At 60.6% G+C, this 22,960-nt stretch carries 21 protein-coding genes and 1 pseudogene; 19 read left to right on the top strand and 3 right to left on the bottom strand.

Features of this window, described 5'->3' with window-relative positions; all coding sequences use genetic code 11:
• The first annotated feature begins 289 nt into the window (after nt 1-289).
• The 14 genes from AAFG16_RS07790 to AAFG16_RS07855 all read left to right on the top strand — a co-directional run bounded on the left by AAFG16_RS07790 (nt 290) and on the right by AAFG16_RS07855 (nt 14,691).
• Nucleotides 290-931, top strand: coding sequence for a response regulator transcription factor (locus AAFG16_RS07790; RefSeq protein ID WP_342738475.1), 642 nt, complete (start codon nt 290-292; stop codon nt 929-931).
• 65 nt (nt 932-996) lie between these two features.
• Entirely contained in the window at nt 997-1,434 is a 438-nt protein-coding gene (locus AAFG16_RS07795) for a response regulator (RefSeq protein WP_342738477.1), read from the top strand.
• Nucleotides 1,427-3,529 carry an ATP-binding protein gene (locus AAFG16_RS07800; RefSeq protein WP_342738479.1) on the top strand — a complete coding sequence of 701 codons (2,103 nt, stop codon included), beginning with the start codon at nt 1,427-1,429 and terminating at the stop codon, nt 3,527-3,529. Before AAFG16_RS07795 ends, AAFG16_RS07800 begins: the two co-directional genes overlap by 8 nt.
• A 214-nt stretch (nt 3,530-3,743) precedes the next feature.
• On the top strand, nt 3,744-4,694 hold the full coding sequence (locus AAFG16_RS07805; RefSeq protein ID WP_342738481.1) for an AraC family transcriptional regulator: 951 nt from the start codon (nt 3,744-3,746) through the stop codon (nt 4,692-4,694).
• A 226-nt stretch (nt 4,695-4,920) separates the two neighbouring features.
• Complete coding sequence (locus AAFG16_RS07810) at nt 4,921-5,778, top strand: alpha/beta hydrolase (RefSeq protein ID WP_342740868.1); 858 nt, start codon at nt 4,921-4,923, stop codon at nt 5,776-5,778.
• 44 nt (nt 5,779-5,822) lie between these two features.
• The gene (locus AAFG16_RS07815; RefSeq protein ID WP_342738483.1) at nt 5,823-7,028 is read left to right on the top strand and encodes an NAD(P)/FAD-dependent oxidoreductase; all 1,206 of its coding nucleotides are present in this window, start codon (nt 5,823-5,825) and stop codon (nt 7,026-7,028) included.
• 76 nt (nt 7,029-7,104) lie between these two features.
• Nucleotides 7,105-8,061, top strand: coding sequence for an MBL fold metallo-hydrolase (locus AAFG16_RS07820; RefSeq protein ID WP_194391241.1), 957 nt, complete (start codon nt 7,105-7,107; stop codon nt 8,059-8,061).
• A gap of 84 nt (nt 8,062-8,145) precedes the next feature.
• Nucleotides 8,146-8,946 (top strand): acetoacetate decarboxylase, encoded by an 801-nt coding sequence (locus AAFG16_RS07825; protein WP_342738485.1) that lies wholly within the window; start codon nt 8,146-8,148, stop codon nt 8,944-8,946.
• A 33-nt stretch (nt 8,947-8,979) separates the two neighbouring features.
• Complete coding sequence (locus tag AAFG16_RS07830) at nt 8,980-10,155, top strand: patatin-like phospholipase family protein (protein WP_342738487.1); 1,176 nt, start codon at nt 8,980-8,982, stop codon at nt 10,153-10,155.
• A gap of 42 nt (nt 10,156-10,197) precedes the next feature.
• The gene (locus tag AAFG16_RS07835; RefSeq protein WP_342738489.1) at nt 10,198-10,980 is read left to right on the top strand and encodes a 3-hydroxybutyrate dehydrogenase; all 783 of its coding nucleotides are present in this window, start codon (nt 10,198-10,200) and stop codon (nt 10,978-10,980) included.
• Nucleotides 10,981-11,001: 21 nt separating this feature from the next.
• Nucleotides 11,002-11,751, top strand: a complete 750-nt coding sequence (locus AAFG16_RS07840; RefSeq protein ID WP_194391245.1) for an SDR family oxidoreductase — start codon at nt 11,002-11,004, stop codon at nt 11,749-11,751.
• Between the two features lie 47 nt (nt 11,752-11,798).
• Nucleotides 11,799-13,277, top strand: a complete 1,479-nt coding sequence (locus tag AAFG16_RS07845) for an ATP-binding protein (protein WP_342738491.1) — start codon at nt 11,799-11,801, stop codon at nt 13,275-13,277.
• A 2-nt stretch (nt 13,278-13,279) separates the two neighbouring features.
• Nucleotides 13,280-13,672: a response regulator gene (locus AAFG16_RS07850; protein WP_342738493.1), complete on the top strand. Its 393-nt coding sequence runs from the start codon at nt 13,280-13,282 to the stop codon at nt 13,670-13,672.
• Nucleotides 13,666-14,691 (top strand): mechanosensitive ion channel family protein, encoded by a 1,026-nt coding sequence (locus AAFG16_RS07855; protein WP_342738495.1) that lies wholly within the window; start codon nt 13,666-13,668, stop codon nt 14,689-14,691. Before AAFG16_RS07850 ends, AAFG16_RS07855 begins: the two co-directional genes overlap by 7 nt.
• Here AAFG16_RS07855 and AAFG16_RS07860 read toward each other — a convergent pair.
• Nucleotides 14,674-14,824, bottom strand: a pseudogene (locus AAFG16_RS07860) (Rrf2 family transcriptional regulator); the annotation flags it as partial. The gene AAFG16_RS07855 and the pseudogene AAFG16_RS07860 overlap by 18 nt on opposite strands.
• Before the next feature lie 68 nt (nt 14,825-14,892).
• Nucleotides 14,893-15,807 carry a LysR family transcriptional regulator gene (locus AAFG16_RS07865; protein WP_342738497.1) on the bottom strand — a complete coding sequence of 305 codons (915 nt, stop codon included), beginning with the start codon at nt 15,805-15,807 and terminating at the stop codon, nt 14,893-14,895.
• A 358-nt stretch (nt 15,808-16,165) separates the two neighbouring features.
• On the opposite strand from AAFG16_RS07865, the gene AAFG16_RS07870 reads away from it, so the two are divergent.
• From AAFG16_RS07870 to AAFG16_RS07890, 5 genes are all read left to right on the top strand, one after another.
• Complete coding sequence (locus AAFG16_RS07870; RefSeq protein ID WP_194391248.1) at nt 16,166-16,744, top strand: flavin reductase family protein; 579 nt, start codon at nt 16,166-16,168, stop codon at nt 16,742-16,744.
• Complete coding sequence (locus AAFG16_RS07875; RefSeq protein WP_342738500.1) at nt 16,741-17,145, top strand: nuclear transport factor 2 family protein; 405 nt, start codon at nt 16,741-16,743, stop codon at nt 17,143-17,145. Before AAFG16_RS07870 ends, AAFG16_RS07875 begins: the two co-directional genes overlap by 4 nt.
• Before the next feature lie 12 nt (nt 17,146-17,157).
• Nucleotides 17,158-18,738, top strand: a complete 1,581-nt coding sequence (locus AAFG16_RS07880) for a 4-hydroxyphenylacetate 3-hydroxylase N-terminal domain-containing protein (protein WP_194391250.1) — start codon at nt 17,158-17,160, stop codon at nt 18,736-18,738.
• A gap of 374 nt (nt 18,739-19,112) precedes the next feature.
• Nucleotides 19,113-20,036, top strand: a complete 924-nt coding sequence (locus AAFG16_RS07885) for an intradiol ring-cleavage dioxygenase (protein WP_342738503.1) — start codon at nt 19,113-19,115, stop codon at nt 20,034-20,036.
• 611 nt (nt 20,037-20,647) lie between these two features.
• Nucleotides 20,648-21,067, top strand: coding sequence for a hypothetical protein (locus AAFG16_RS07890; protein ID WP_342738505.1), 420 nt, complete (start codon nt 20,648-20,650; stop codon nt 21,065-21,067).
• 460 nt (nt 21,068-21,527) lie between these two features.
• Here AAFG16_RS07890 and AAFG16_RS07895 read toward each other — a convergent pair whose 3' ends face one another.
• A complete protein-coding gene (locus tag AAFG16_RS07895) occupies nt 21,528-22,730 on the bottom strand; it encodes an aminotransferase class V-fold PLP-dependent enzyme (protein WP_342740869.1) in 1,203 nt (400 codons plus the stop codon).
• Between the last annotated feature and the right edge of the window lie 230 nt (nt 22,731-22,960).

Consider the following 22,960-nt stretch of genomic DNA (forward strand, 5'->3'; position numbering starts at 1 on the left):
TGTTCGCAAGCACTGGTGATTCCGTGACTCGTGGTCGCATGGTCCTCGTTTGGCACGGAATGAGCCAAAACATGACGGCTTTGGGCAAGACGCGGGCACCCTGCGAGTCCTAGAAACACGCCGTAAAAGCCAAGTGACCGTGATGGCCGTGTCATGACATGGACCTTACGGGCATCTGCGAAGAGGCAACGAAAGACCGCGGGGCAGAAGCGATCGGGAGGCCACCCAAATGCTTGGGGCAACCGTATCCACGGGCTCGCAGCCTTCTTCGCACGTAACGCGCTTACCTATGACTCTTAATTCCAACACTGCAGACCGCCCACTTGTTTTGATCGTGGACGACGACGAGGAGATCCGGTCCGCGCTTCGGGAGCTTTTGCTGTCGGTCGGCATCGACGCGTGCTGCTTTGGCTCGACGCAGGAATTGTTGTGTGCCGATCTTCCGGAGCGGCCCGGCTGCCTGATTCTCGATGTTCGCATGCCCGGAGCAAGCGGGCTGGATCTGCAGCAGCGTCTGGCCCTGAACGGCAACACCAGACCGATCATTTTCCTCACGGGTCATGGCGATATCGCCATGAGCGTCCAGGCAATGAAGGCGGGAGCCGTCGACTTCCTGACGAAGCCAGTCAGAGACCAGACGCTCCTCGACGCCGTCGCGGCGGCGATCGAAAAGGATGTCTCGCAAAGAGCCGCGGCCAGGCGCATCACGCAACACGCTGCCCGCTTTGCAACCTTGACTCCGCGCGAACGCGAAGTCCTGGGTGAGGTAGCAAGGGGCCGCCTCAACAAGCAGATCGCCTTTGATCTTGGCATAAGCGAGATCACTGTGAAGCTGCATCGCGGCAACGGGACAAGAAAGCTGAAAGCAACGTCAGTCGGAGACTTGATCCGGATTTGGGAAGCACTTCCTGCGGAACTTCGAGGGAAGTAGGTAACCCAGCCTACACCAAGGAATAGGTACAACCCGATCAACAATGGGCAGATGGTCGTCGGGCCATGCCAGCGAAAGACATCTGTTTGTCCAAAACACCCCTAGTTGCCATCGTAGATGACGACCAAGCTGTACGAGAGGCTCTTTGCGATCTCCTCCTGGTCCTGGACGTTGCGTGTCGCTCGTTTGATCGGGCGGAGGCTTTCATGGCCGAATTTGAGCCGGGCCGCTTCGATTGCTTGATCACCGATGTGAGCATGCCCGGGCGGAGCGGGCTTGAACTACAGGAGCGATTGCGAGAGCTGGGCTCGTCGATGCCGGTCATTTTTATCACTGCGGACACAAGTCCGGCGACAGAGGCTCGCGCACTGAGGGGCGGTGCCTATGCCTGCCTGACCAAGCCGGTCAATGATGAGTTGCTCTTTCATCTCCTGCAGAACGCAATGAACTGCGCAGGCCGCTCGCGACACAACCAGCGATGGGATCCACCATCAGATGACTAATCTCGCCCGACAGGTATCGCAAGGCGGCCAGCCGAATCTCGCTGCCTCTGCTCCCGGCACGGAACTGGCTGACCTTGTGTCCGAAAGCATCATCGTCAGCAACCCGCACGGTGTCATCCAGTACTGGAATGTCGCATCGGAAGTCCTGTACGGCTGGCCTTCCATGGCGATGGTCGGTCGACACATGGCAGAGATCGGTTCGCGCGGCCACTCCGGTATCGATCACATCGACATACTGCTCCGCGAAGGTCGATGGGAGGGGATCGTCTTTCGGCGTAGCCTGACCGGAGTCGAGGTTGCGGCCGCCGTTCGGCAAGTGGTGCGTCGAGACGCAGCCGGCGCCGTCCTTGACATCGTTGAGTTTGGCCGAAATGCGGGACCGCTCACCGAAGCAGCATACCTGCGCATGGATGCCGAGTTGCAGGGATCTCTGGCCGCTGCTTGGGAGCTTGATGCCTCGCCGGCCCGGCCCCTGCTTGATGCAATCGCGGAGCACAGGCGCCGCGGGGCCGCTATCGACCTTGATCAGCATCCGGACTGGGTCAACGGACTGCTTACCGCAACTCGAATTCTGGCCGCCAATGATCGCGCGGTTCGCATGTTCGGGGCACATGCAGGGCACGAGCAGATGATCGGTCAGTCGATCGGTACGTTCTGGCCGGCTGAAAGCCGCTCAATCCTGGCCGGACTAATCGAAAACGTTGCCATGGACCGCTCGCGCCTTGAGACCCGCAGAATGGTCCTGAGCGGCGCTATACGCAACCCTATCATCCGGGCCTGGCATTCTGCTGAGCCGAAACCGCCAGGCACCCTGCTCGTGACGATCAACGGCGCGATCGATGATGACCGCACGTCCTGGGAGCTGCAGGCGAGCGAGGATCGGTATCGCAAGCTCATTCAGTACCTACCGACGGCTCTCTGGCAGGTCGATTCACGACGCGCGGGCGAGGTCTTCGACGAATTGAAGGCAAAGGGCATCCGCGATATTGCCTCCTATTTGAGCCGAAATCCTGACCTAGTCGAGCACGCCAAGGACGTCGTTCGAGTGACGGACGTCAATCGCGATGCTGTCTCACTGTTTCGGGCTCATACCCTCGCCGACCTGATCAAGCCAGTTCGATACCTGTTTGCTGCCGCCCCGGGGCTCGCCGAGCGGGTCATGGTGGCTCACTTTGAAGGTCGACGCAATCTCATAGAAGAAACCAGGATCCGTGCATGCGACGGTTCGCTCATCGATGTCCTGTTCACGGTCACATATCCCGTGCCCCCCGAGCAACTCGACAACACCTTAATCGCAATCCAGGACATCAGTGAGCGCTTGAACGCAGAGCGCCAACTTCGGAAACTTCAAGCTGATTTCGCGCATGCGGGCCGCATCGCAACTCTCGGAGAGTTGGCAACTTCGATCGCGCATGAAATCAACCAGCCGCTTGCAGCCATCGTGACCAATGGCGAGACAAGCTTGAGGTGGCTGGCGCGCGCTGATCAAAACCTCGAAAAGGTCACCCAGCTCACGTCCCGAATCGTGACGAACGCGCGACGCGCGAGCGAGATCATTAATCGCATCCGGGGTATGGCGGCGAAGCATGAGCCGGAGAAGCGCCTCATGGATATAAATGAGGTCGCAAGAGAAGCGCTGCTATTCATTCGCCACGACATTGATTCAAGATCAATTGCCTTGTCGACGACCTTCGCATCCGGGCTTCCCCAGGTGCTGGGCGACCGCATTCAGTTGCAACAGGTGATCATCAACCTGCTCGTCAACAGCGTCCAGGCCATTGTGCAGTCCGGTCAGCCGATTCGCCGGATTGACGTCCAAACTTCGATCGACGAAGACGGCTCGGTCGGCCTTTCCATCTTCGACAACGGGCCTGGCATCGCTGACGTAAACCTCACGCGCATCTTCGACAGCTTCTTCAGCACCAAGGATGCCGGAATTGGCATCGGCCTCGCGATCTGCCATTCGATCATCAGTGCCCACGGCGGCAACATTTGGGGCGCGAATCGCCCCAATGGCGGCGCACATTTTCGCTTCACGCTTCCGGTGCCGGGGACTGCCGGTCCCGATTCCAGCGTTGTCGCTCTCATTCGCTAAGTGCGCCTGCGTTTGCAAGGAATGCGCCCGTGATGGGGAGTATCTCTCCCGAACTATACCGAGGTATAGGTCGATCTATCCGCTGAACCAGCGCGACCAGACCCGCTGCACGATGCCCTCGTACAGCGCTCGCCGCCATGATCGCCGCACACGGGAAGCGATGCATCCGCAGACGCGCGGAATGAACGTTCTTCCCCAATGCGAGTGGAAGTTCATGAGCAAGCCCATCTTGCGCGCCCCCCTGGACAATGCGCCCGGCGCGACGCAGTCGGATAGGAGTGATCCGCTGGCCGGTGAGCGGCGCCCCGCCAATGAAGAGATGGCACGCGTGCTCAGGACCAAGCCCTTTCGCGTTGCGTTGGAACCGTCCAGCGGCACGATCGCATACTGGAAGCACGAGTCCGTCCACGACGTCGTCAAGCCGATGGTCGATCACGTCATCATGACCTACCCGACCGGCGTACAACGGCTTGAGCGGCGCACCGGACGATCAGTTGCGATCGGAACGGCGCGTCCCGGCGTCGTGACGCTCATTCCGGCTGGCTCAACCTCTCGGTGGGATATTCACCGGCCGATGCATGTCCTTCAGCTCTATCTTCCGCACGCAACACTCTCGCGCGTTGCCGACGAAGCCGACGCGGCCGCGCCCGTCGATCTTCGGGAGCGGACAGTGCACTCGGATCCTGTTACATCCCGGTTGCTGATGAGTGCAGTGGATGTTCTGGAAGGACACGCGACGCTGGACGCGTTGTTCAGGCAGCAATTGATGGACCTTCTCGCGACGCGCCTCTTGGCGGCACATGCTGGCTCGTCGATCACGGTTCGGCCAACTCTGGGCGGTCTGTCGCCGAATGTCCTGCGCCGCGCCATCGAGCGCTTGCGCTCCGATAGCGATGCGGACGTTTCCCTCGGAGCACTCGCTTCCGAGGCCGGTCTTTCGCGCTTCCACTTTTGCCGTGCCTTCAAGGAGAGCACAGGCCTTTCGCCTCATGCCTGGCTGCGCCAGCGACGACTTGAGCAGGCCATGGAGATGCTGCGCGATACCGATGCATCGGTCGTCGCGGTGGCGGAAGCCCTTGGCTACGGCTCTCAGACCGCGTTCGCCGCGGCATTCAAACGTTTGACCGGCGAGACACCGACCAATTGGCGGCGCAGCACGCGTTAGTCGCAATCGCGCTGCAATCGGCGCAATCGCTCTTGGGCAGCGGTCCCCGAGATCCCCTAGATAGCCGTAAGCGATCTGACGACACGGAGACGAATGGATGACTTCGGAAAAACTCTTCAGCGGCCTAGCCACGTCACGTCGAAACTTGCTGGCGAGCGCGCTCATTGGCGCGACATCGCTGACTGTTCGCTCGTCTTCGGCGATTGGCAAGGAGAGGGACCATTCGATGTTGCCTGCACAAGGAAACGATCCCACGACCTCTGTCACTACCAAGGACGGCGTACAGATATTCTACAAGGATTGGGGGGCGAAGTCCGCCCAGCCGATCGTCTTTCATCACGGTTGGCCGCTCAGTTCCGACGACTGGGACGCGCAGATGCTGTTCTTCGTCAGCAAGGGCTATCGAGTCATTGCCCATGACCGGCGAGGTCATGGCCGCTCGAGCCAAGTGAGCGATGGCCATGACATGGACCACTATGCAGCCGACGTTGCGACTGTGGTCGAGCATCTCGACCTTCGCAATGCCATTCATGTTGGTCATTCCACGGGCGGAGGCGAAGCCGCACGTTATGTCGCGCGTCACGGCAGGAACCGGGTGGCCAAACTGGTCCTGATCGGGGCCGTGCCTCCCCTGATGTTGAAGACCGAAGCCAATCCGGCGGGCGTGCCCATTGAGGTGCTTGACGGATTGCGCAAGCAGCTCGCAGCGAACAGGGCACAGTTCTATCTCGAATTCGCGAGTGGCCCGTTCTATGGCTACAATCGCCCAGGTGCACAGGCGTCCCCGGCGGTGATCTGGAATTGGTGGCGCCAAGCAATGATGGGTAACGCCAAGGCGCAATACGATGGCATCAAGGCCTTCTCGGAAACCGACTTCACCGAAGATTTGAAGAGCATCGACATCCCCACGCTCGTCCTGCATGGCGGCGACGATCAGATCGTGCCCGTTGGCGATTCGGCAGCCTTGTCGGCGAAGCTTCTGAAACGAAGCACTCTGAAAATCTACGATTTGCTACCGCACGGTCTGTGTACGACGCATCCCGACATAATCAACGCAGACTTGCTCAAATTCATGGGCGCGTAGCTCGGCGCCCTCATCGAAGAGAGTCAATCCCAAGGAGTAAACAAATGCGACTCGTCATCATTGGCGCCGGATTCGCCGGCATGTATGCCGCTCTCTCTGCGGCCCGGCTGCGCGACATCCAGGGCGTTTCGCCCGAGGCGCTTGAAATTGCGTTGGTTTCACCGGAGCCGAAGCTGGTGATTCGACCGCGGCTCTATGAGCCGAAGCCGGAGACCCTGACAGCTTCGCTCCTGGACGTGCTGAAGGCCGTTGACGTTGCCTATGTGAAAGGCAGCGCCGAGTCCATCGATACCAAGTCCCAAGTGGTAGACATCGTTGCGGCCAAGGGAGCGAAGCAGAGACTCACCTACGACCGATTGATTGTCGCCACTGGCAGCCGGCTGTTTCGTCCCAGTATCCCCGGGCTCGCCGAACACGGCTTCAGTGTCGACCAGCTCGACGACGCGATCGCCCTCGATCGGCATTTGCATCACTTGGCGGGGTGGCCGGTATCACAGATGCGCGACACGGTGGTCGTGGCCGGCGGCGGGTTCACTGGCATCGAAGTCGCGACAGAAATGCCCGCACGGCTTCGTGAGATCCTCGGCAAGGATGCCAAGCCGCGTGTCGTCGTCGTCGAACGAAACAGTTCGATCGCTCCCGACATGGGCGAAGGTCCTCGTCCTATCATCGAGTCTGCGCTGCATAAGCTGGGGGTGGAGACTCGGCTCGGCGTTGGCGTCACCTCGCTCGACAAGTCCGGCGTCACGCTTTCCAGCGGAGAGCATATTGAAAGCGGCACCGTGATCTGGGCGGCCGGCATGCGCGCCGCTCCGCTAACCGCGCAGATTCCCGCTGAGCGCGACAACTTTGGACGCCTGTTCGTCGATCCCGACTTGCGCGTGCTGTCGGTGCCTGGCGTTTTTGCCACCGGCGATGCCGCGAGAGCGGCATGTGACCAGATTGGCAACTACGCGCTGATGTCCTGCCAGCATGCCACGCGGATGGGCGCCTTCGCTGGCAACAATGCGGCCGCCGAGCTGCTCGGCGTCCCCACCAAACGGTACCACCAGAAGGCCTACGTCACCTGCCTCGATCTTGGAAAAGCCGGCGCGCTGTTCACGCGAGGCTGGGAGCGCAAGGTCGAAATGGTTGGCGACGGAGCCAAGAAGACCAAGAGGGATATCAATACCGTCTGGATCTATCCGCCGCGAGCCGAGCGTGCCGCCGCTCTTGCGTCCGCTGATCCGGAGCGTGTCACTGATCTCTGAACGCCTCACGAGCACTGACCGCGCTTTCTGCGCGGGAAGCACGAGCCGCTCAGGATCGATCGCTCGAATCTCGAAGATGGATCGGATGATCCGCAATACTCAACAGGAGACAACCATGAGCTTAGACACTGCTGCACGCTCCGTTAGATCGAAAGCCGACGAATTGGTACCATCGCGCTACGCACTGAAGATCGGCGACATCGATGTTATGGTGATCAGCGACGGCGTGCTGCCGCTGCCGTCCAAGATGCTGGCGCACAATGCCGACCCGACCGCCCGCGCCGCCTGGCTGGACGACATGTTCCTGCCGCCGGACGCGTTCGACTGGGCGCTGAACGTGGTCGTGGTGCGCAGCGGAGCGCAGACCATCCTGATCGACGCGGGTCTTGGGCTGGATCCGGATCTGCACCTGCCGCGGGCCGGGCAGTTGGTCAAGCGACTGGAAGCCGCCAGCATCGATCTGGCATCCGTGACCGACGTGGTGCTGACCCACATGCACATGGACCATGTCGGCGGTTTGCTGGTCGAGGGCGTGAAGGATCGGCTGCGTCCGGACCTGCGGATCCACGTGGCGGCCGCCGAGGTCAAATTCTGGGAGGCGCCCGATTTCTCCCGCGTCTCGATGCCGCCGGGATTCCCGGAGGCGCTTCGGGCCACCGCCAAGCGGTTCGCCAACGAGTACCACAACCAGCTTCGGACGTTCGAGGATGAGCACGAGGTTGCGCCGGGCGTCGTCGTCCGCCGCACCGGTGGCCACACCCCCGGACACAGCGTGGTCCGCGTCGCCTCCGGCGGCGACCGACTGACCTTCGCCGGCGACCTCGTCTTCACCGTCGGGTTCGAGCACCCGGATTGGCACAACGGCTTCGAGCACGATCCCGAGGAAGCCGCCCGCGTCCGGATCGAACTTTTGCGCGAGCTGGCGGCGAACCGCGAACTGCTGGTGGCCACGCACATGCCGTTCCCGTCGGTCGGTCATGTCGCGGTCGCCGGCGACGCCTTCCGATGGGTGCCGGCGTTCTGGGACTACTGACCGTGCGTTGAGTCAAATCCGAACCAGGGGCGGGTGCCGATAAGCGCGATGCGCCCGCCCCCGACAAACTTGGAGCTTACCATCGTGAAACACGAGACCGTGCGTGCATCGTCGTTCGCGATGCCGCTGAGCAGCCCGGCCTTTCCTCCCGGTCCTTATCGCTTCGTCAACCGCGAGTATTTCATCATCCAGTATCGCACCGATCCCGACGCGCTGCGCCGTGTGGTGCCGGAACCGCTGGAAGTCGCCGAACCGGTGGTGAACTACGAGTTTATCCGTATGCCGGATTCCACCGGTTTCGGCGACTACACCGAGAGCGGCCAGGTCATTCCCGTAACCTACAAGGGCCAGCTGGGTGGCTTCACCCATCAGATGTTTCTGAACGACCATCCGCCGATTGCGGGCGGGCGCGAACTGTGGGGGTTTCCCAAGAAACTGGCACAACCGAAGCTGGAGGTCGAAATCGACACGCTGGTTGGCACATTGAACTACGGCTCGGTCCGCATTGCGACCGGCACCATGGGCTACAAGCACCGCACGCTCGATACCGCAGCGGAAGCCCGCAAGCTCGCAGCTCCCAATTTCCTGCTCAAGATCATTCCGCATGTCGATGGTTCACCGCGCATCTGCGAGCTGGTCCGCTTCCACCTCGAGGACATCACCGTGAAGGGCGCTTGGACCGGGCCCGCTGCCCTGGATCTGTACTCGCATGCCCTGGCACCCGTGGCCGAGTTGCCGGTGCTGCAGGTGCTGTCGGCCAAGCACCTGGTCGTGGACCTGACGCTCGGGCTCGGCGGCGTGGTCCACGACTATCTTGCCGCCGACCAGGCAACTCCGCGCCGCGGCTCGGTCTCCGACGTCTCGATCGAAGCAAATGCCGGCTGACCGAGATCAGCCCTACATCCGGAGCTTCAGAAAATGTTGAACGTCATGCGCGGGAAAATCGATCCGGCGCCGCAAGCGGCCAAGCCATTGCCATATGATGTCGTGGCCCTGGTGCTTCAGGGTGGCGGCGCGCTTGGTGCATATCAAGCCGGCGTTTACGAAGGCCTGCACGAAGCCGGCATACGGCCGAACTGGTTGGCTGGCATTTCGATCGGCGCGCTGAACGCCGCCATTATTGCCGGCTCGCCCGAGGCCGAGCGGATCGAACGGCTACGCAAGTTCTGGGAGAGCATCTGCGCGGCGGCGGTGGAATGGCCGGTCGGCGAAGGGCTTGCCAATGCGATGCCGTTCGCCTTCGATCTCCGCTCAGCGTACAATGCCCTGGCGGCGCTCAGGGCCCTCTTCCAGGGGCAACCCGGCTTTTTCAAGCCACGCTTCCCGCCACCGTTCCTGGCGCCCTTCTCGGGCAACGCGGCGACGAGTTTCTACGATACCTCACCATTGCAGCAGACGTTGGAGCGGCTTGTCGATTTTGATCGGCTGAACGCGGGGGAGGTGCGCGTCAGCGTTGGCGCGGTCAACGTCCGTACGGGCAACCTGACCTATTTCGACACGGCTGAACGCAGGCTCGGACCGCAGCATTTCATGGCATCCGGTGCCCTGCCGCCGGGCTTCCCAGCGGTCGAGGTCGACGGTGAGCACTATTGGGACGGCGGCGTCGTTTCGAACACGCCTCTATCCCGAGTGCTGTCGAGCGAGCCGCGCGACACGCTGACCTTCCAGGTTGACCTTTGGTCGGCGCGGGGCCGTGTGCCGAATGACCTAATGGAGGTGTCCAGCCGCCAGAAGGACATTCAGTATTCCAGCCGCACACGCGCCATCACGGACCAGGCGCTTCGGATGCAGAAGATGCGTCAGGCGTTGCAGCGAATCCTCGAAATGTTGCCGGATGGCGCAAAGCAGGATCCGGAAATCCGCGCCATCGCGGACATGGCTCGCCATCGCTCCTGCAACATCATCCATCTGATCTACCAGTCCAAGATCTACGAGCGCCATTCAAAGGATTACGAATTCGGGTTGAACGCGATGCGGGCGCATTGGCAGAGCGGTCTGGAGGATATCCGCCGTACGTTAGCCGATCCGCGGCGGCTCGACCCGCCAGCTCCTGAGCTCGGCATTGTTACGCACGACGTCCACCGCCGTGACTGATCTCGCGGCAAATCTCATCCCAAAGCATCGAAAGGAACTCCCATGTTGAAGGGCAGGGTAGCCGTCGTCACCGGATCGACCAGCGGTATTGGGCTCGGTATCGCTAGGGAGCTGGCCAAGCTCCGGGCTGATATCGTTTTGAACGGCTTTGGCGATGCCAGCGAGATCGAGGCGATCCGCGGCGGCATCGAACGCGAGCATGGTGTGCGCGCCGTTTACGATGGCGCCGATATGTCGAAGGAGGAGGCCGTGCGCGGATTGATCGCAGCGACGGTCGAGAAATTCGGCCGGCTCGACATCCTCGTCAACAATGCCGGCATCCAGTTCACTGCTCCGGTCGAAGAATTCCCAGCCGGCAGGTGGAACGCGATCCTGGCGATCAACCTGTCGGCCGCGTTCCACGGCATTGCGGCGGCGGTCCCGCAGATGAAGAAGCAGTGTTGGGGGCGGATCGTCAACATTGCCTCCGCGCACGGCCTCGTCGCTTCGACGCATAAGGCAGCTTACGTCGCGGCCAAGCACGGCCTGGTCGGCTTGACCAAAGTGGTCGGCCTGGAGACTGCCGGGAGCGGGGTCACGTGCAATGCAGTATGTCCGGGCTGGGTGCGAACGCCCCTGGTCGACAAGCAGATCGACGACATCGCTGCGCAAAGAGGGGTCAGCCGGACGGAAGCCGCCAGGACACTCCTGGCGGAGAAGCAGCCGTCCCTCGAATTTGTTTCTCCGGCGCAGCTTGGCGGCACTGTCGCTTTCCTATGTTCGTCCGCCGCCGACCAGATCACCGGAACCGCCGTCTCGGTTGATGGCGGCTGGACCGCCCAGTAACCGCAAAGGAGCGCGGTCAACATGCATAGCGAAGAAAAGGTCATTGTCCTGACCGGTGGCACTTCAGGAATCGGGCGAGCGGCGGCGACCCGCCTTGCCAACCAGGGCGACAAGGTGCTCGTGACCGGCCGCCGGGCGGGTCCTCTGGACGAAACGATCGCCGAGCATCCGAATATCGCGGGTATCGTTGCGGATGCGGCCTCGACCGATGATGCCAGGCGCACAATTGCCAAGGCAATGGATCTCTGGGGCAGAATAGACGCCTTGGTCAACAACGCCGGCGCCGGCGCAATCCTTCCATTGGCCGATACCACGGCCGATCGCATCATGGATATCTTCTCGGTTAATGTGCTCGGTCCTAGCCTGCTTGCCTCGGCTGCCCTTCCGCACCTGAAGGCGAGGCGCGGCACTATCATCAACGTGTCGAGTACCTTTGGCCACCGGCCCGCGGCCGGACTGTCTCATTATGCAGCGAGCAAGGCGGCGCTGGAGCACCTGACCCGTTGTTGGGCGCTGGAGCTTGCGCCATTCGGCATACGGGTGAACGCCGTCGCCGCTGGGCCAACAGAATCCGGCGCCCTCACCGGCATGATGGGGCTGACCCAGGAACAGGCCGCCGCAGTCAAGGAACAGGAGCGTGCGCGCATCCCGCTCGGACGACGCGGCGTTCCGGACGATGTCGCAGAATGGATTGTCAGGCTTGCCGGATCAACCTCGGAATGGATGACCGGCCAGGTGGTTGCCATCGATGGCGGCTTGGGGTTGGCCTAGTCCCCATCGGGCCGTGGGCGCTAAGTCCGGAAGTGATGATCAGCACAATGGATGCCGACCTTAGGAACAGGGGCGATGGGCTCGAACAACGACTGCAGAGCGGAGTAGCCGAGAATGCCCGCCTGCAGGGCGAACTCGCTATCGCGTTGGAGCGGCAGACCGTTACGGCAGGAATCCTCAATGTCATCGCCAGTTCACCAACTGACGTGCAGCCGGTATTCGACGTCATCTCCGAAAGCGCGAGGCGGTTGCTTGCCGGCCAAACGGCGCTCGTGACGCGTGTCGTCGGCGACATGCTTCATCTGGCGGCCTGCACGGCGGGAAGCGTGGCCGGCGATGAGGAGATCCGAACCTCATTTCCCGCGCCGCTCACGTCCTCCGGGATCCATAGCCGGGTCGCACTCACCTCGGCGATCGCATTTCGCTCCGATATCGAGACCGAACCGGATGTCCATCCGGCGATCAAGAGCATGGCACGCGCGAGGGGGTATCGAAGCATCGTGGTCGTGCCCATGCTCCGGAAAGGCGCGGCGATCGGCACAATCGGCGTTTCGCGCGCCGAACCAGGAACGTTCACCGCTAGCCAGATCAACCTTCTCAAGACGTTCGCCGATCAGGCCGTGATCGCGATCGAGAACGCGCGGCTGTTCGAAGAAGTAGAGGCCCGCACGAAGGAGCTCGCCGGATCCCTCGACGATCTACGCGCGGCCCAGGACCGCCTGGTGCAGACCGAAAAGCTCATTTCGCTCGGTCAACTCACAGCTGGCATTGCGCACGAGATCAAGAACCCGCTCAACTTCGTCAACAATTTCGCCGCGCTCTCGGTCGAACTGACCGGCGAGTTGAACGAGGTTCTGGCTCCGGTCATGCTCCCGGACGACATCCGCGGCGAAATCGATGAACTGAGCGGGCTGCTAACAGACAATCTTCAGAAGATCGTGCAGCATGGTGAGCGCGCCGACTCCATCGTCAAGAACATGCTCCTGCATTCGCGTCGTGGCGGCGGCGAGCATCGGCCTGCCGACGTCAATGCGCTGGTCGAGGAGAGCCTCAATCTCGCCTATCATGGCGCGCGCACTGAGAGACCACAGTTCGACGTCACCCTCAGGCGGGAGTTCGATCCGGACACCGGTATGGCCGACGTGTTCCCGCAGGAGATCACGCGGGTGCTGCTAAACGTTATCTCCAATGGTTTCTATGCCGTCGCCAAGCGTTGTGACGATGATGATCCCGGATTTGAGCCCGCGCTCTGCGCCGTCACGCTCGATCGCGGCGATTACGTTGAAATCCGCATCCGCGACAATGGCGTTGGTATTCCACCGGACGTGAAGGAGAAAATGTTCAATCCGTTCTTCACGACGAAGCCGCCAGGCGAGGGAACAGGCCTCGGACTTTCCATGAGCCACGACATCATCGTGAAGCAACATGGCGGCAGGATCAATGTCGAGACCGAGCCCGGCGAATTCACCGAGTTTACTATCCTGCTGCCGCGCAACATCGGTCTTTCTCACAGTATTGCGGGCTGACTATGACTGTATCAGTTCTTGTGGTGGATGACGAACCCGATTTGGAGGTCCTGTTCCGCCAGCAATTTCGACGCGAGCTTCGCGCCCAGCGCTTTGTGATGGACTTTGCCGGCTCGGCAGCGCAGGCCCTGAACCGCATTTCCGATACGGGCGAGCAAACGTTGATCCTCATCCTCTCCGACGTCAACATGCCCGGGATGAATGGCTTGGAGATGCTGCCGGAGCTTCGCGCTCGGCGGCCCGACGTTCCGGTGATCATGATCACGGCGTACGGCGACGCCGAAACGCGCAAGACGGCACTTGAGCGGGGCGCGCAGGCCCTGTTGACCAAGCCGATCGACTTCGGCCAGGTCCGCCAGGCGATCGAGGCGAGACTGGAACAGCACGCATGTTAAACGAAGATCACATGATGCCGCTTGTTCTGACCAACATTCTCGGAATTGCCGGTATCATCGTTTGGCATGTTCAGGGGAGCGACCGTCCGACAAGCCGATTGATCGCCCAGATTCTGTTCTTTGTCGGCATGAGCCTCGTGCTCTATCTGGGCGGCATCTCTCCGCAACGCGTCGATGTCGCTCACTTGCGGGGTTTCGACGCGTTGCTCTCCATATCGGCCAGGATCCTGTGGTGGACCCATCTCGCATGGGCCATTATTGGCCTGGTCCACATCTATATGTTGCTCAATCGCCGGCCACGGGAAGCGCATCTGATCCAGGACATGGCCGTCGGTGTCATCTATCTCGGTGTGGCGCTGTCGATCGTTGGCTTTGTGTTTGGTGTGCCGGTCGGCACTCTGGTCGCGACGTCAGGTGTTGTCGCGATCATTTTTGGCCTCGCGCTGCAAAATACCCTTGGTGATGTCTTCTCAGGAATCGCGCTGACGCTCGGGAGGACCTATGCCATAGGCGACTGGATCCAGCTGAAGGACGGTACGGAAGGTCGCGTCGTTGAGACTAACTGGCGCTCCACCAATCTGCTTACCGGGGGGTACAATGTCGTCGTTCTGCCGAACAGCATCTTGGCAAGACAGGGCGTCACCAATCTCAGCCGCCCCGACGAGACGCACCAGATCACGTTGACCGTACGCATTGCCACCACGACGCCAAATTTCGTCGAGCAAGTCATGCGGTCCGTACTGGAAGCCAGCACGCGGATCGTCCAGGACCCGTCGCCGATTGTCGCCCTGAGTTCGATCGACGCAGCCGCGATTGAAGTCGAGTTGCTATTCCGTGTGGACAGTCCCGCCGGCTGGACGGCGGCCCGCAACGAAGTCATCGACCTCCTTTACACCCAATGCAAGGCAAACGGTCTTTCGTTGGCCGCGCCGGCCGAAAGCCTTGTCTTCGGTCCGGCCCCGATCAGTGGCGAACATTCTGCCACGGCAATCGAGGCGCGTTCATCCCGAGCCGGATAAGACCCACGCGAACGTATCCTTCCAGAGCGCCGCATGCCTCCTTTGAAAGAATTTGCACGAGATCGGACAGCGTGACGCTGCGCGGTTTCTCGCGCCAAGCTTCGTCGGCCTCCCCCACGATCCGTGCGACAGCGCCCTAGTAGCCAACGCGTGGACATGGAGCTTAAGGTTGCCGTCCTCCCGTTGCCGATGTCGATCACCCTAAACGAGGTCGGCGGCTACATCGCGTAGTCGATTGCGCAGCCATGCGTGTGCGGGGTCGTTGGTATGTCGAGGATGCCAATACATGGCTTCGTGAATGTCGGGCAAAGCAATGGGGGGCTCGAATAGTTTGAGCTTCGGGCAAGAATGCAGCGCCCGGACCTCGCGCTCCAGTACGAGACTGATGAGCGGGGTACCTTCGATAAGAAACGGCACCAGCAGGAAGCTCTCGACCGTGACTTGAATGCGCCGCTGGATACCCATCTCGGAAAGGCGTTGGTCGGCCAAGTTTAGCTGCCGGTCTATTCCGATGCCATAGACGAGATGCGGCAGTTCCAGGAATTGCTCGTGGGTCAAGCAATCCTTCGCGATGTGCGGATGTTGGACGTCGGCAGCACATAACCAGCGGTCGCTGAGTAGAGGCATCGACGGGAATCCGGCGTCGCCAAACAGTTCGCTGGGTTCGATCACGAGGTCGGCCTGGCCAGTCTGCAACATGCGCCCCGGGTCGCGGGCGCGCGGCAGGAGATGAACGGTCACATTGGGCGCTTCGGTGGCGAGCGCACGTACCAGCGGCGTTAACAATACCAGGACGGCGTAGTCCGAAGCACTTATCGAAAAGCTACGCGCATTTTCGGCCGGATCGAAATGCGCCTTCTTCGAAAGCGTCTGCTCGATGCGCTCCAGCGTCTCCCGCACCGGAACGATGAGCTCTTCGGCGTTTCGCGTCAGCTCCAGCCCTCGACCGAAGCGAACCAGAAGCGGATCGTCGAACAGCTCGCGGAGACGCGACAGAGCCGCGCTCATCGCAGATTGCGTAAGGCCAATGCGCTCGCCGGCGCGACTGACGTTTCGTTCCGTCAGCAGTGCATCGAGCACGACTAGGAGATTGAGGTCGACGCTGCGAAGGTTCAAAGCCCTGCTCCCGCTGACCGGCAAGTGGCACAATACAAGAGTGTGCACTTTTCGATCGAACAAAATCAACCTGATTTGATGGTTTCGGGAGCCCGCGGCCGGGGGGATCGGTCACAATATCCATACGATCGATGTTAGACATCCACTGCATCGATAGTCGGGGCGCGGCGCCGCGTTGGCAGGCCGCCATGGTTCTAGCGCGTGCAGAACGCAGCATTCGCGTAGATGTTTGAAATCACAAATATCGATTGGACCCTTTGTAGTTCTCCCGAATAGCCTCGCGACATTGCCAACATATCGCGCACTTTCCTCCGAGCGGGGTAGGGAATAGCGCGAGGCTGCGATGGGAGGCTATACGATGAGACATCGTTTGGAGATGGGCGTCAGTACGCACGCTGCGCTTTGGGATCTCGCTTCCGGTCCGCGACCCGAGGCCTTCCGCACGGTGATGCGTCGGGTGGTGGGAGGCGTCGCCGTTGTAGGCACGCTTCGGGAAGAACGGCCATGGGGAATGACGGTGAGCGCGTACACGCCCGTCTGCATGGAGCCACCGACTCTTCTGGTCTGCATCAACGCGAAGACGGCCACGGCCGCGGACATTGAGAGAGACCGAAAGTTCTCGCTCAATCTGCTCAGCGAAGCTCAAGCCGGGCTCTCTCAACGTTGCGCACAGCCCGGCGCTTCGAAGTACCTCGAAGGCGATGTCGTGCCCGCGGACGAGCTTCCCGTCCCATCTTTTACGCCCGTGCTGCGTGAGGCGATCGCAACGTTCGATTGCGACGCCTCCGAAATCCGACGGATAGGGACCCATGTCGTCGTGATCGGTGCGATCCGCACGATCTTGGCGCCTACGTCGCTTCGTCCGCTACTGTACGGGCAGGGCCGTTACTTGAAGACGGTCGCGTTGGACCTCGCATCCGCAGGGGCGTCGGCATGAGTATCGAGAAGGTCGTCGAACGATTCTACGAAGCCCACAACGCTCGCGATGCCGCAGCGGTCGCGGCTCTTTACGCGCTCGACGCCAGTCACGAAGAGATTGCGCAACGCAAGGTCAAACAAGGTCGGAAGGAAATAGCTTCAGGCCTGGGGCGCTTCTTCGGCTGGTTTCCTGATGCTTCCTGGACGCCGGACCGGCGTGCCGTCGGTGCGAACGGCGTCGCCATGATGAGCTACCTCCTGAAGGCGACGCTCAAGAGCCAAATGGGACCGATCGCGCCGCGCGAACAGGCGATTTCGCTTCGCGGCGTGCATTTGTTGGTAATCCGCGACGGCCTCATCCACCGGAGCGAGGACTACTGGGATGCAGATACTTTTCAACGTCAACTCAACCACGTCTAACGGAGAATAGAAATGAGAAGTGGGAAGGAATACCTGGAGTCGCTCCGCGACGGCCGGAAAGTCTATGTCGGAGGCGAACTGATCGAGGACGTCACGACTCACCCTGCGACCAAGGGCTATGCCCATGCCATCGCCGGATATTACGATCTCCACCTCGATCCGAAGAACCAGGAAATTGCGACCTTCATCGACAAGGACGGCAAGCGCCAGTCGATGCATTGGTTCCTGCCGCGCAACAAAGAGGACGTCGTCAAGCGCCGGCAATACTGCGACTTCCTCTGCCGCCATTTCAAGGGCGGTATCTTCACCCGGCCGCCTGCCGGCATGAACGTCGTGATGTTCACCCAGGTGGACGATCAGAAGCCCTGGTCGGAAAACTCCCGCTTCTCCGGAAAGAAGCGCGATCTCTCGGGCAACATCCAACGGCAGTGGGAAGAAGTGACTTCGCAGGATCTGGCCATCTCGCCGATGTTCCTCGACGTGCAGTTCGACCGCGGCCGCGACAATGCGATGGCCGAGACGCCGATGCTCAAGATCATCGAGGAGCGCGATGACGGCATTCTGGTGCGAGGCTGGAAAGCGATCGGCACCTCCGTTCCGTTCGTCAACCACCTCCTCATCGGAAACCTCTGGCGCCCCGGTCAGACGCCGGAGCAGACCGTTTACGCGCTGGTACCGATCGCCACGAAGGGCATCTCGGTCGTCGCCCGTAAATCAAACGCTCAGCCGGATGCGGATCCGTATGATCGTCCGTTGGCCACGATCGGAGATGAATTGGATGCGATGGTGTACTTCGACGACGTCCTGATTCCCTGGGACCGCGTCCAACACGTCGGCAATCCGGACCATGCCAAGTGGTATCCGCAGCGGCAGTTCGACTGGGTGCATCTCGAGACCCAGATCCGGCATTGCGTCCATGCCGAACTGATGGTTGGTCTCGCGCTGCTCCTAACGCAATCTCTGGGTACCAGCACCAATCCGCTCGTCCAGGCCCAGCTCGCCGAACTCATCCGCTTCCGCGAGACCTGCCGTGCATTCATGATCGCCGCCGAAGAAACCGGCTTCGCGACGCCGGGCGGTCTTTTCAAGCCGAACAATATCTACATCGACTTCGGCCGTGCCTACTATCTTGAAAACCAGAACAAGATGGTCAACATGCTCATCGATTTCTGCGGCCGCGGCGTCGTGATCCAACCGTCGAGAAAAGAGCTGGAGGACCCCTACATCGGTCCGAAGCTTTCCGAGGCTTTGCGCGGCGCTGAGATCAGCGCGTACGACCGCATCAAGATCTTCCGTCAGATCAGCGAACGGTTCCTGACCGAATGGGGCAACAGGCACGAGATGTTCGAGAAGTTCAACGGAACGCCGCTCTACCTCATCAATCTGCTCACGATGCAGCGTACGGAGTACCAGGTGGACGGTCCGTTGACCGAGTTGGCTCGCCAGGTTGTCGGCTTCGGCGATACGGCGGAACTCGGCAAGCGGGCCGCAGAGGCGCAGAAGAATTCGCACTACGCCAATGTCCGCTTCCAACCCGAATACGCCAAGGCGCAGGACCAGCGCGACGGTTATATGTCGACGGCTGCCGAGTAGACAACATCCTGAAGCGCTCGGGCGAAAGCCCGAGCGTCGAGGGCTCTCTTCCATCAAGAGCCGGCAGTGATTTCCTGCCATCGATCAGATCCGAACACTTCGGACTTTGACTCTACTCGATCTCTATGAACTACAAGGCGCCGTGGCGTCCTCCGCGATGCCCAAGGCCGAGCAACCCGCGGATCGACCGCCTGTTGACGGTATCGATCGTGCGGCGGGCCTTGCGATTCGACGCCAATTGGAATCCCCGTCCTCCTGAGCGCGACGCAATCCGAGATCTATTCGCGCGTGCCTGGGCAGGCGAGCCGCCCGCCATGTCTTAGGAGACATGCTCTCTTCCGCCGAACAAAACGAACGCGACCCACGGAGTGACAATGCGCAATTTCAACGAAAATACGATCACCGATGCGGTGCTCGAGCGGCTGCAGAGCGCGACCGATGCCCGCGTTCGACAGATCAGCGAAGCCCTGGTGCGACACCTCCATGCTTTCGTACGCGAGGTGCGTCCCACCCAAAAGGAATGGGAATACGGCATCGACTTTCTTACGCGGACCGGTCACATGTGCGACGACAAACGCCAGGAGTTCATTCTGCTCTCGGACACGCTGGGCGTCTCGATGCTCATCGACGCGATCAATCATTCTTCAATGCACGGCGCCACCGAAAGCACGGTGCTCGGTCCGTTCTTCGTGCAGGACGCTCTGGAGATAGAATTGGGGAAGGACATCTCCAACGGCATTGAAGGCGATCCGCTTTTCGTCACGGGCTCGGTCTCGACCGTCGACGGTCTCCCCCTTTCTGGCGCGTGGGTCGACGTTTGGCATTCCGACGAGGATGGCAATTACGACGTGCAGCAACTCAGCGAGATCGGAGGGCTGGCGATGAGGGCCCGCTTTCGCACCGACGCCAGCGGTCGATTTAGTTTTTGGTCGATCAAGCCCGCAGCCTATCCGATACCGCACGACGGCCCGGTCGGCGAAATGCTGAAGGCACAGGGCCGGCATCCTTGGCGGCCGGCACACGTACATTTCATGATTTCCGCCCCGGGCTTCGAGCAGTTGGTGACACACATCTTCGTCGCAGGCGACCAGTACCTCGATTCCGATGTCGTCTTCGGCGTGAAGGACGATCTGGTCCGGGAATTCGTGCTTCGTAATCCCGGCGAAGAAGCGGACGGTCGGGCCACCAACAGAAAGTATTACTACCTGAACTACAATTTCGGTCTGAAGAGGGCTGGGGAAAGCTCGCACTCTGTGGAGTCAACGAAGATCTCGCGAATTCCCGTCGCACAGACCTGAGCGCTTTCGTCGCAGCTATGTCGACCGTCGAGCAGCCGCAGAGCGTTGGCCGCTCGATGCAGCGCGACGGTCCGAACAGCTCGATTGCGATCATTACATAAGGTGTCCACGCCGCGGCAAGGATGGTCGACGACGGAGGGGCTGCTGAAGGCACCGCCGGCTACATGGCAAGATGTGTTCTTTCCACCGGTGTCGGGAAGGCGCGGAAGCTAAGCCGGGTGGCGACCTGCATGCCTCCGCAAACCCATCAAACAGACCGTTCATCGTGGGCTGTGCTTGCCGTGGTCTGCCGACGCTTTTTGATGGGGTGCGCCCCGCAACAGCGGCGATGATCCAGCATTGCAAGTCAGGCTGATACCCGAGTCGGATCGATAGAAGTTCGGCATGGGTCATCACGGCCCATGCGAGCCCGGGCACCCGTTTCGGCGTGACGCGCGAGTCGACTCACTCACACTGATCGCCGCGACGGCGACCGGTGCTGTTGCGGATGGGAGCGCCCACGCACCGCAACTCCGGTTCGTGCTCGCAGTCATCAATCGAATATCCGACGCGGCAGCTGACTTCTTCGAGCGCGATCGGTCTCGATCCAAAAGACGGTTCGCGATTTCGATTTGGAGATTCCGAAGGTATTCGAGCGGCGCCAAGCCTATGGTCTGCTTGAAGCGCCGGTTCAGCGTTCGCTCGCTGACGGCGAGGTTGGACGCAAGCTCCCTGAGATTGAACCCGCTCGCGAGCGTCGCCTCCATCCGTTTCTGAGCGCGTGCGATCAGAGAGTCCGCGTGCCCGTGCTCGTCAACCAGCGTCGCGTACGACGCGTGGTCGGTTCATGTCTCAACAGCGTCTTCGCCGTCCTCGCCGGCGCTCCGCCGGCGAAAGTCTCCACTATAGTCAGATCTGCTTTGGGTTGGCACCCGCGCGATCATTCTTGCGGCCATCTGCTTGATTCCGTCGTTCGGAATAGCGAATTCGTCGCGGCGCGTTTGGCTTGGCGATACCAGCAAAAATGCCAGCAAATCGGACGGCTGCAGTGAGCTTTTGCTTGTATTTTCAATGCGTCGCGAAAGCTTTCCGGACAAATCCGGAATCGAACCAGCTACTTAAGTTATTGTTATTATTATGATTGTTTCCTTGGTGCCCCTGGCCGGTAACCGGGGCGGGAGCGATCACCCACCGCGCTGTGTTTCGCTTAATAGAGGAGACTAGGACGCAGAAAGTTCTTCTTCACTTTTCGCACCAGCCGACTTGACACGTGCCATCGGAGGCAAACGCCAACCAACCCTGCCGTCCAGTGCCGGCGGAAATTGATGGGTTGGGCCAGTATTGGATGCGCCACGATTGATTCCATGAAAGGATTGGAAGCGAAACCCCAGTTTCGGCCGTAGCCACAAACGGTGGGTTTTGGTCTAGGAAGGTTGACCCTGACGATTGAAGCGCCTGGTGACAGAGACATCCTACGACCGTCTGGCCAATCAGCGTCGCTTGCATGTACGGTTATGCGGCTATTTCCCTGACTGCTGACGCGAGAGTGCGGACCTCCGCAATCGTATTGTAGTAGTGCGGCGATGCGCGGACGACGTCGGGGAGACTTCTACGTGTCGCGTCCAACGGCGTACTTGTTGGTGGCGAGACTGATACGTTGATCTTCTGTGTTGCGAGGTGGCGCATGACCTCGCGTGCGCCCGCTGTGCGAAGGGTGAACGACACGATTGAAGCGGTACGTTCTCCGAGATCGCGAATCAAAACTCCAGGGATTGCGCTGAGCGACGCTCGAAATTCATTCGCAAGCTGACGGCAACGTCGTTCGATTCTCTCGATGCCGATTGAAAGCGCATAGTCCACGGCTGTCCCAAGTCCAAGGCGCGCTGCATAGTTTGCTTCCCACGTCTCGAATCGCCGTGCGTCGGTTCTAAGTTCGTAGCGCTGCGGTCCAACCCAGGGCGCTCCGAACAGGTCAATCATGGCAGGTTCGACGTCTTTCAGGAAATCGTCTCGCATATACAAGAAGCCTGTCCCCCGCGGACCGCGCAAGAACTTCCGGCCTGTTGCCGTAAGCATGTCGCAACCAAGTGTACGGACATCCACCGGCATCTGTCCAACCGCCTGGCACGCATCCAGCAAATAGGGAACGCCATGGGCGCGCGCGATTTGACCAACAGCTTCAGCCGGGTTCACCAAGCCGCCGTTCGTCGGTATCCATGTGATGGCGATAAGTCGTACGCGCGAATCGATCATGCGCTCGAGCGCCTGCGGGTCGAGAACCTGATTTGCGTCGTCAGGTATGACCTCGACCCGTGCGCCGGTGCGGCGAGCGACCTGCAAGAACGCGACATAGTTTGCCGCAAACTCGGCGGAAGTGGTGAGAATTCGGTCTCCCGCGCCAAAGCGCAGTGAATAGAAGGCGCGCTGCCATGCCAGAGTGGCGTTCTCGGCCAGCGCGATTTCTTCCCGCTTTGAGCCGACGAGCCGGGCAATACTGTCGTACACTCCTTCCAGGCGCACCGTGCTTTCGGCGCTCGCCTCGTAGCCGCCAATTTCCGCTTCGCGCTGGAGGTATTCGACCATGCCACGGATAACAGGATTAGGCATCAATGCAGCGCCAGCATTATTGAAATGGATTCGATGTCCGACGCCTGGGGTATCCTCTCGCAAACGATCGACTTCGGCATCCGAAAGATCCTTGGTCGAGCTTGCCATTTGCTCCAGATTGTCCTGCACCAGAAGTCCTTTCGTTGCTATGCGGTAGAAAGACAGACAGGTACGCGATACCGGCTTTCGATCGGCAAATCTCTGGAAACATACCTCGCAGGAAGGCCCAAACCCGCCGTTTTAGAGCCAACAATGCAGAATTCTGTCGGGTATCGCGTCCAAGTTTGCACTAAACGGCTTCGCGGGTTGGCAAAGTGGAATCCGAGATGGTCGTATTT

It is taken from the genome of Bradyrhizobium sp. B117, assembly GCF_038969555.1.
GTDB lineage: Bacteria > Pseudomonadota > Alphaproteobacteria > Rhizobiales > Xanthobacteraceae > Bradyrhizobium.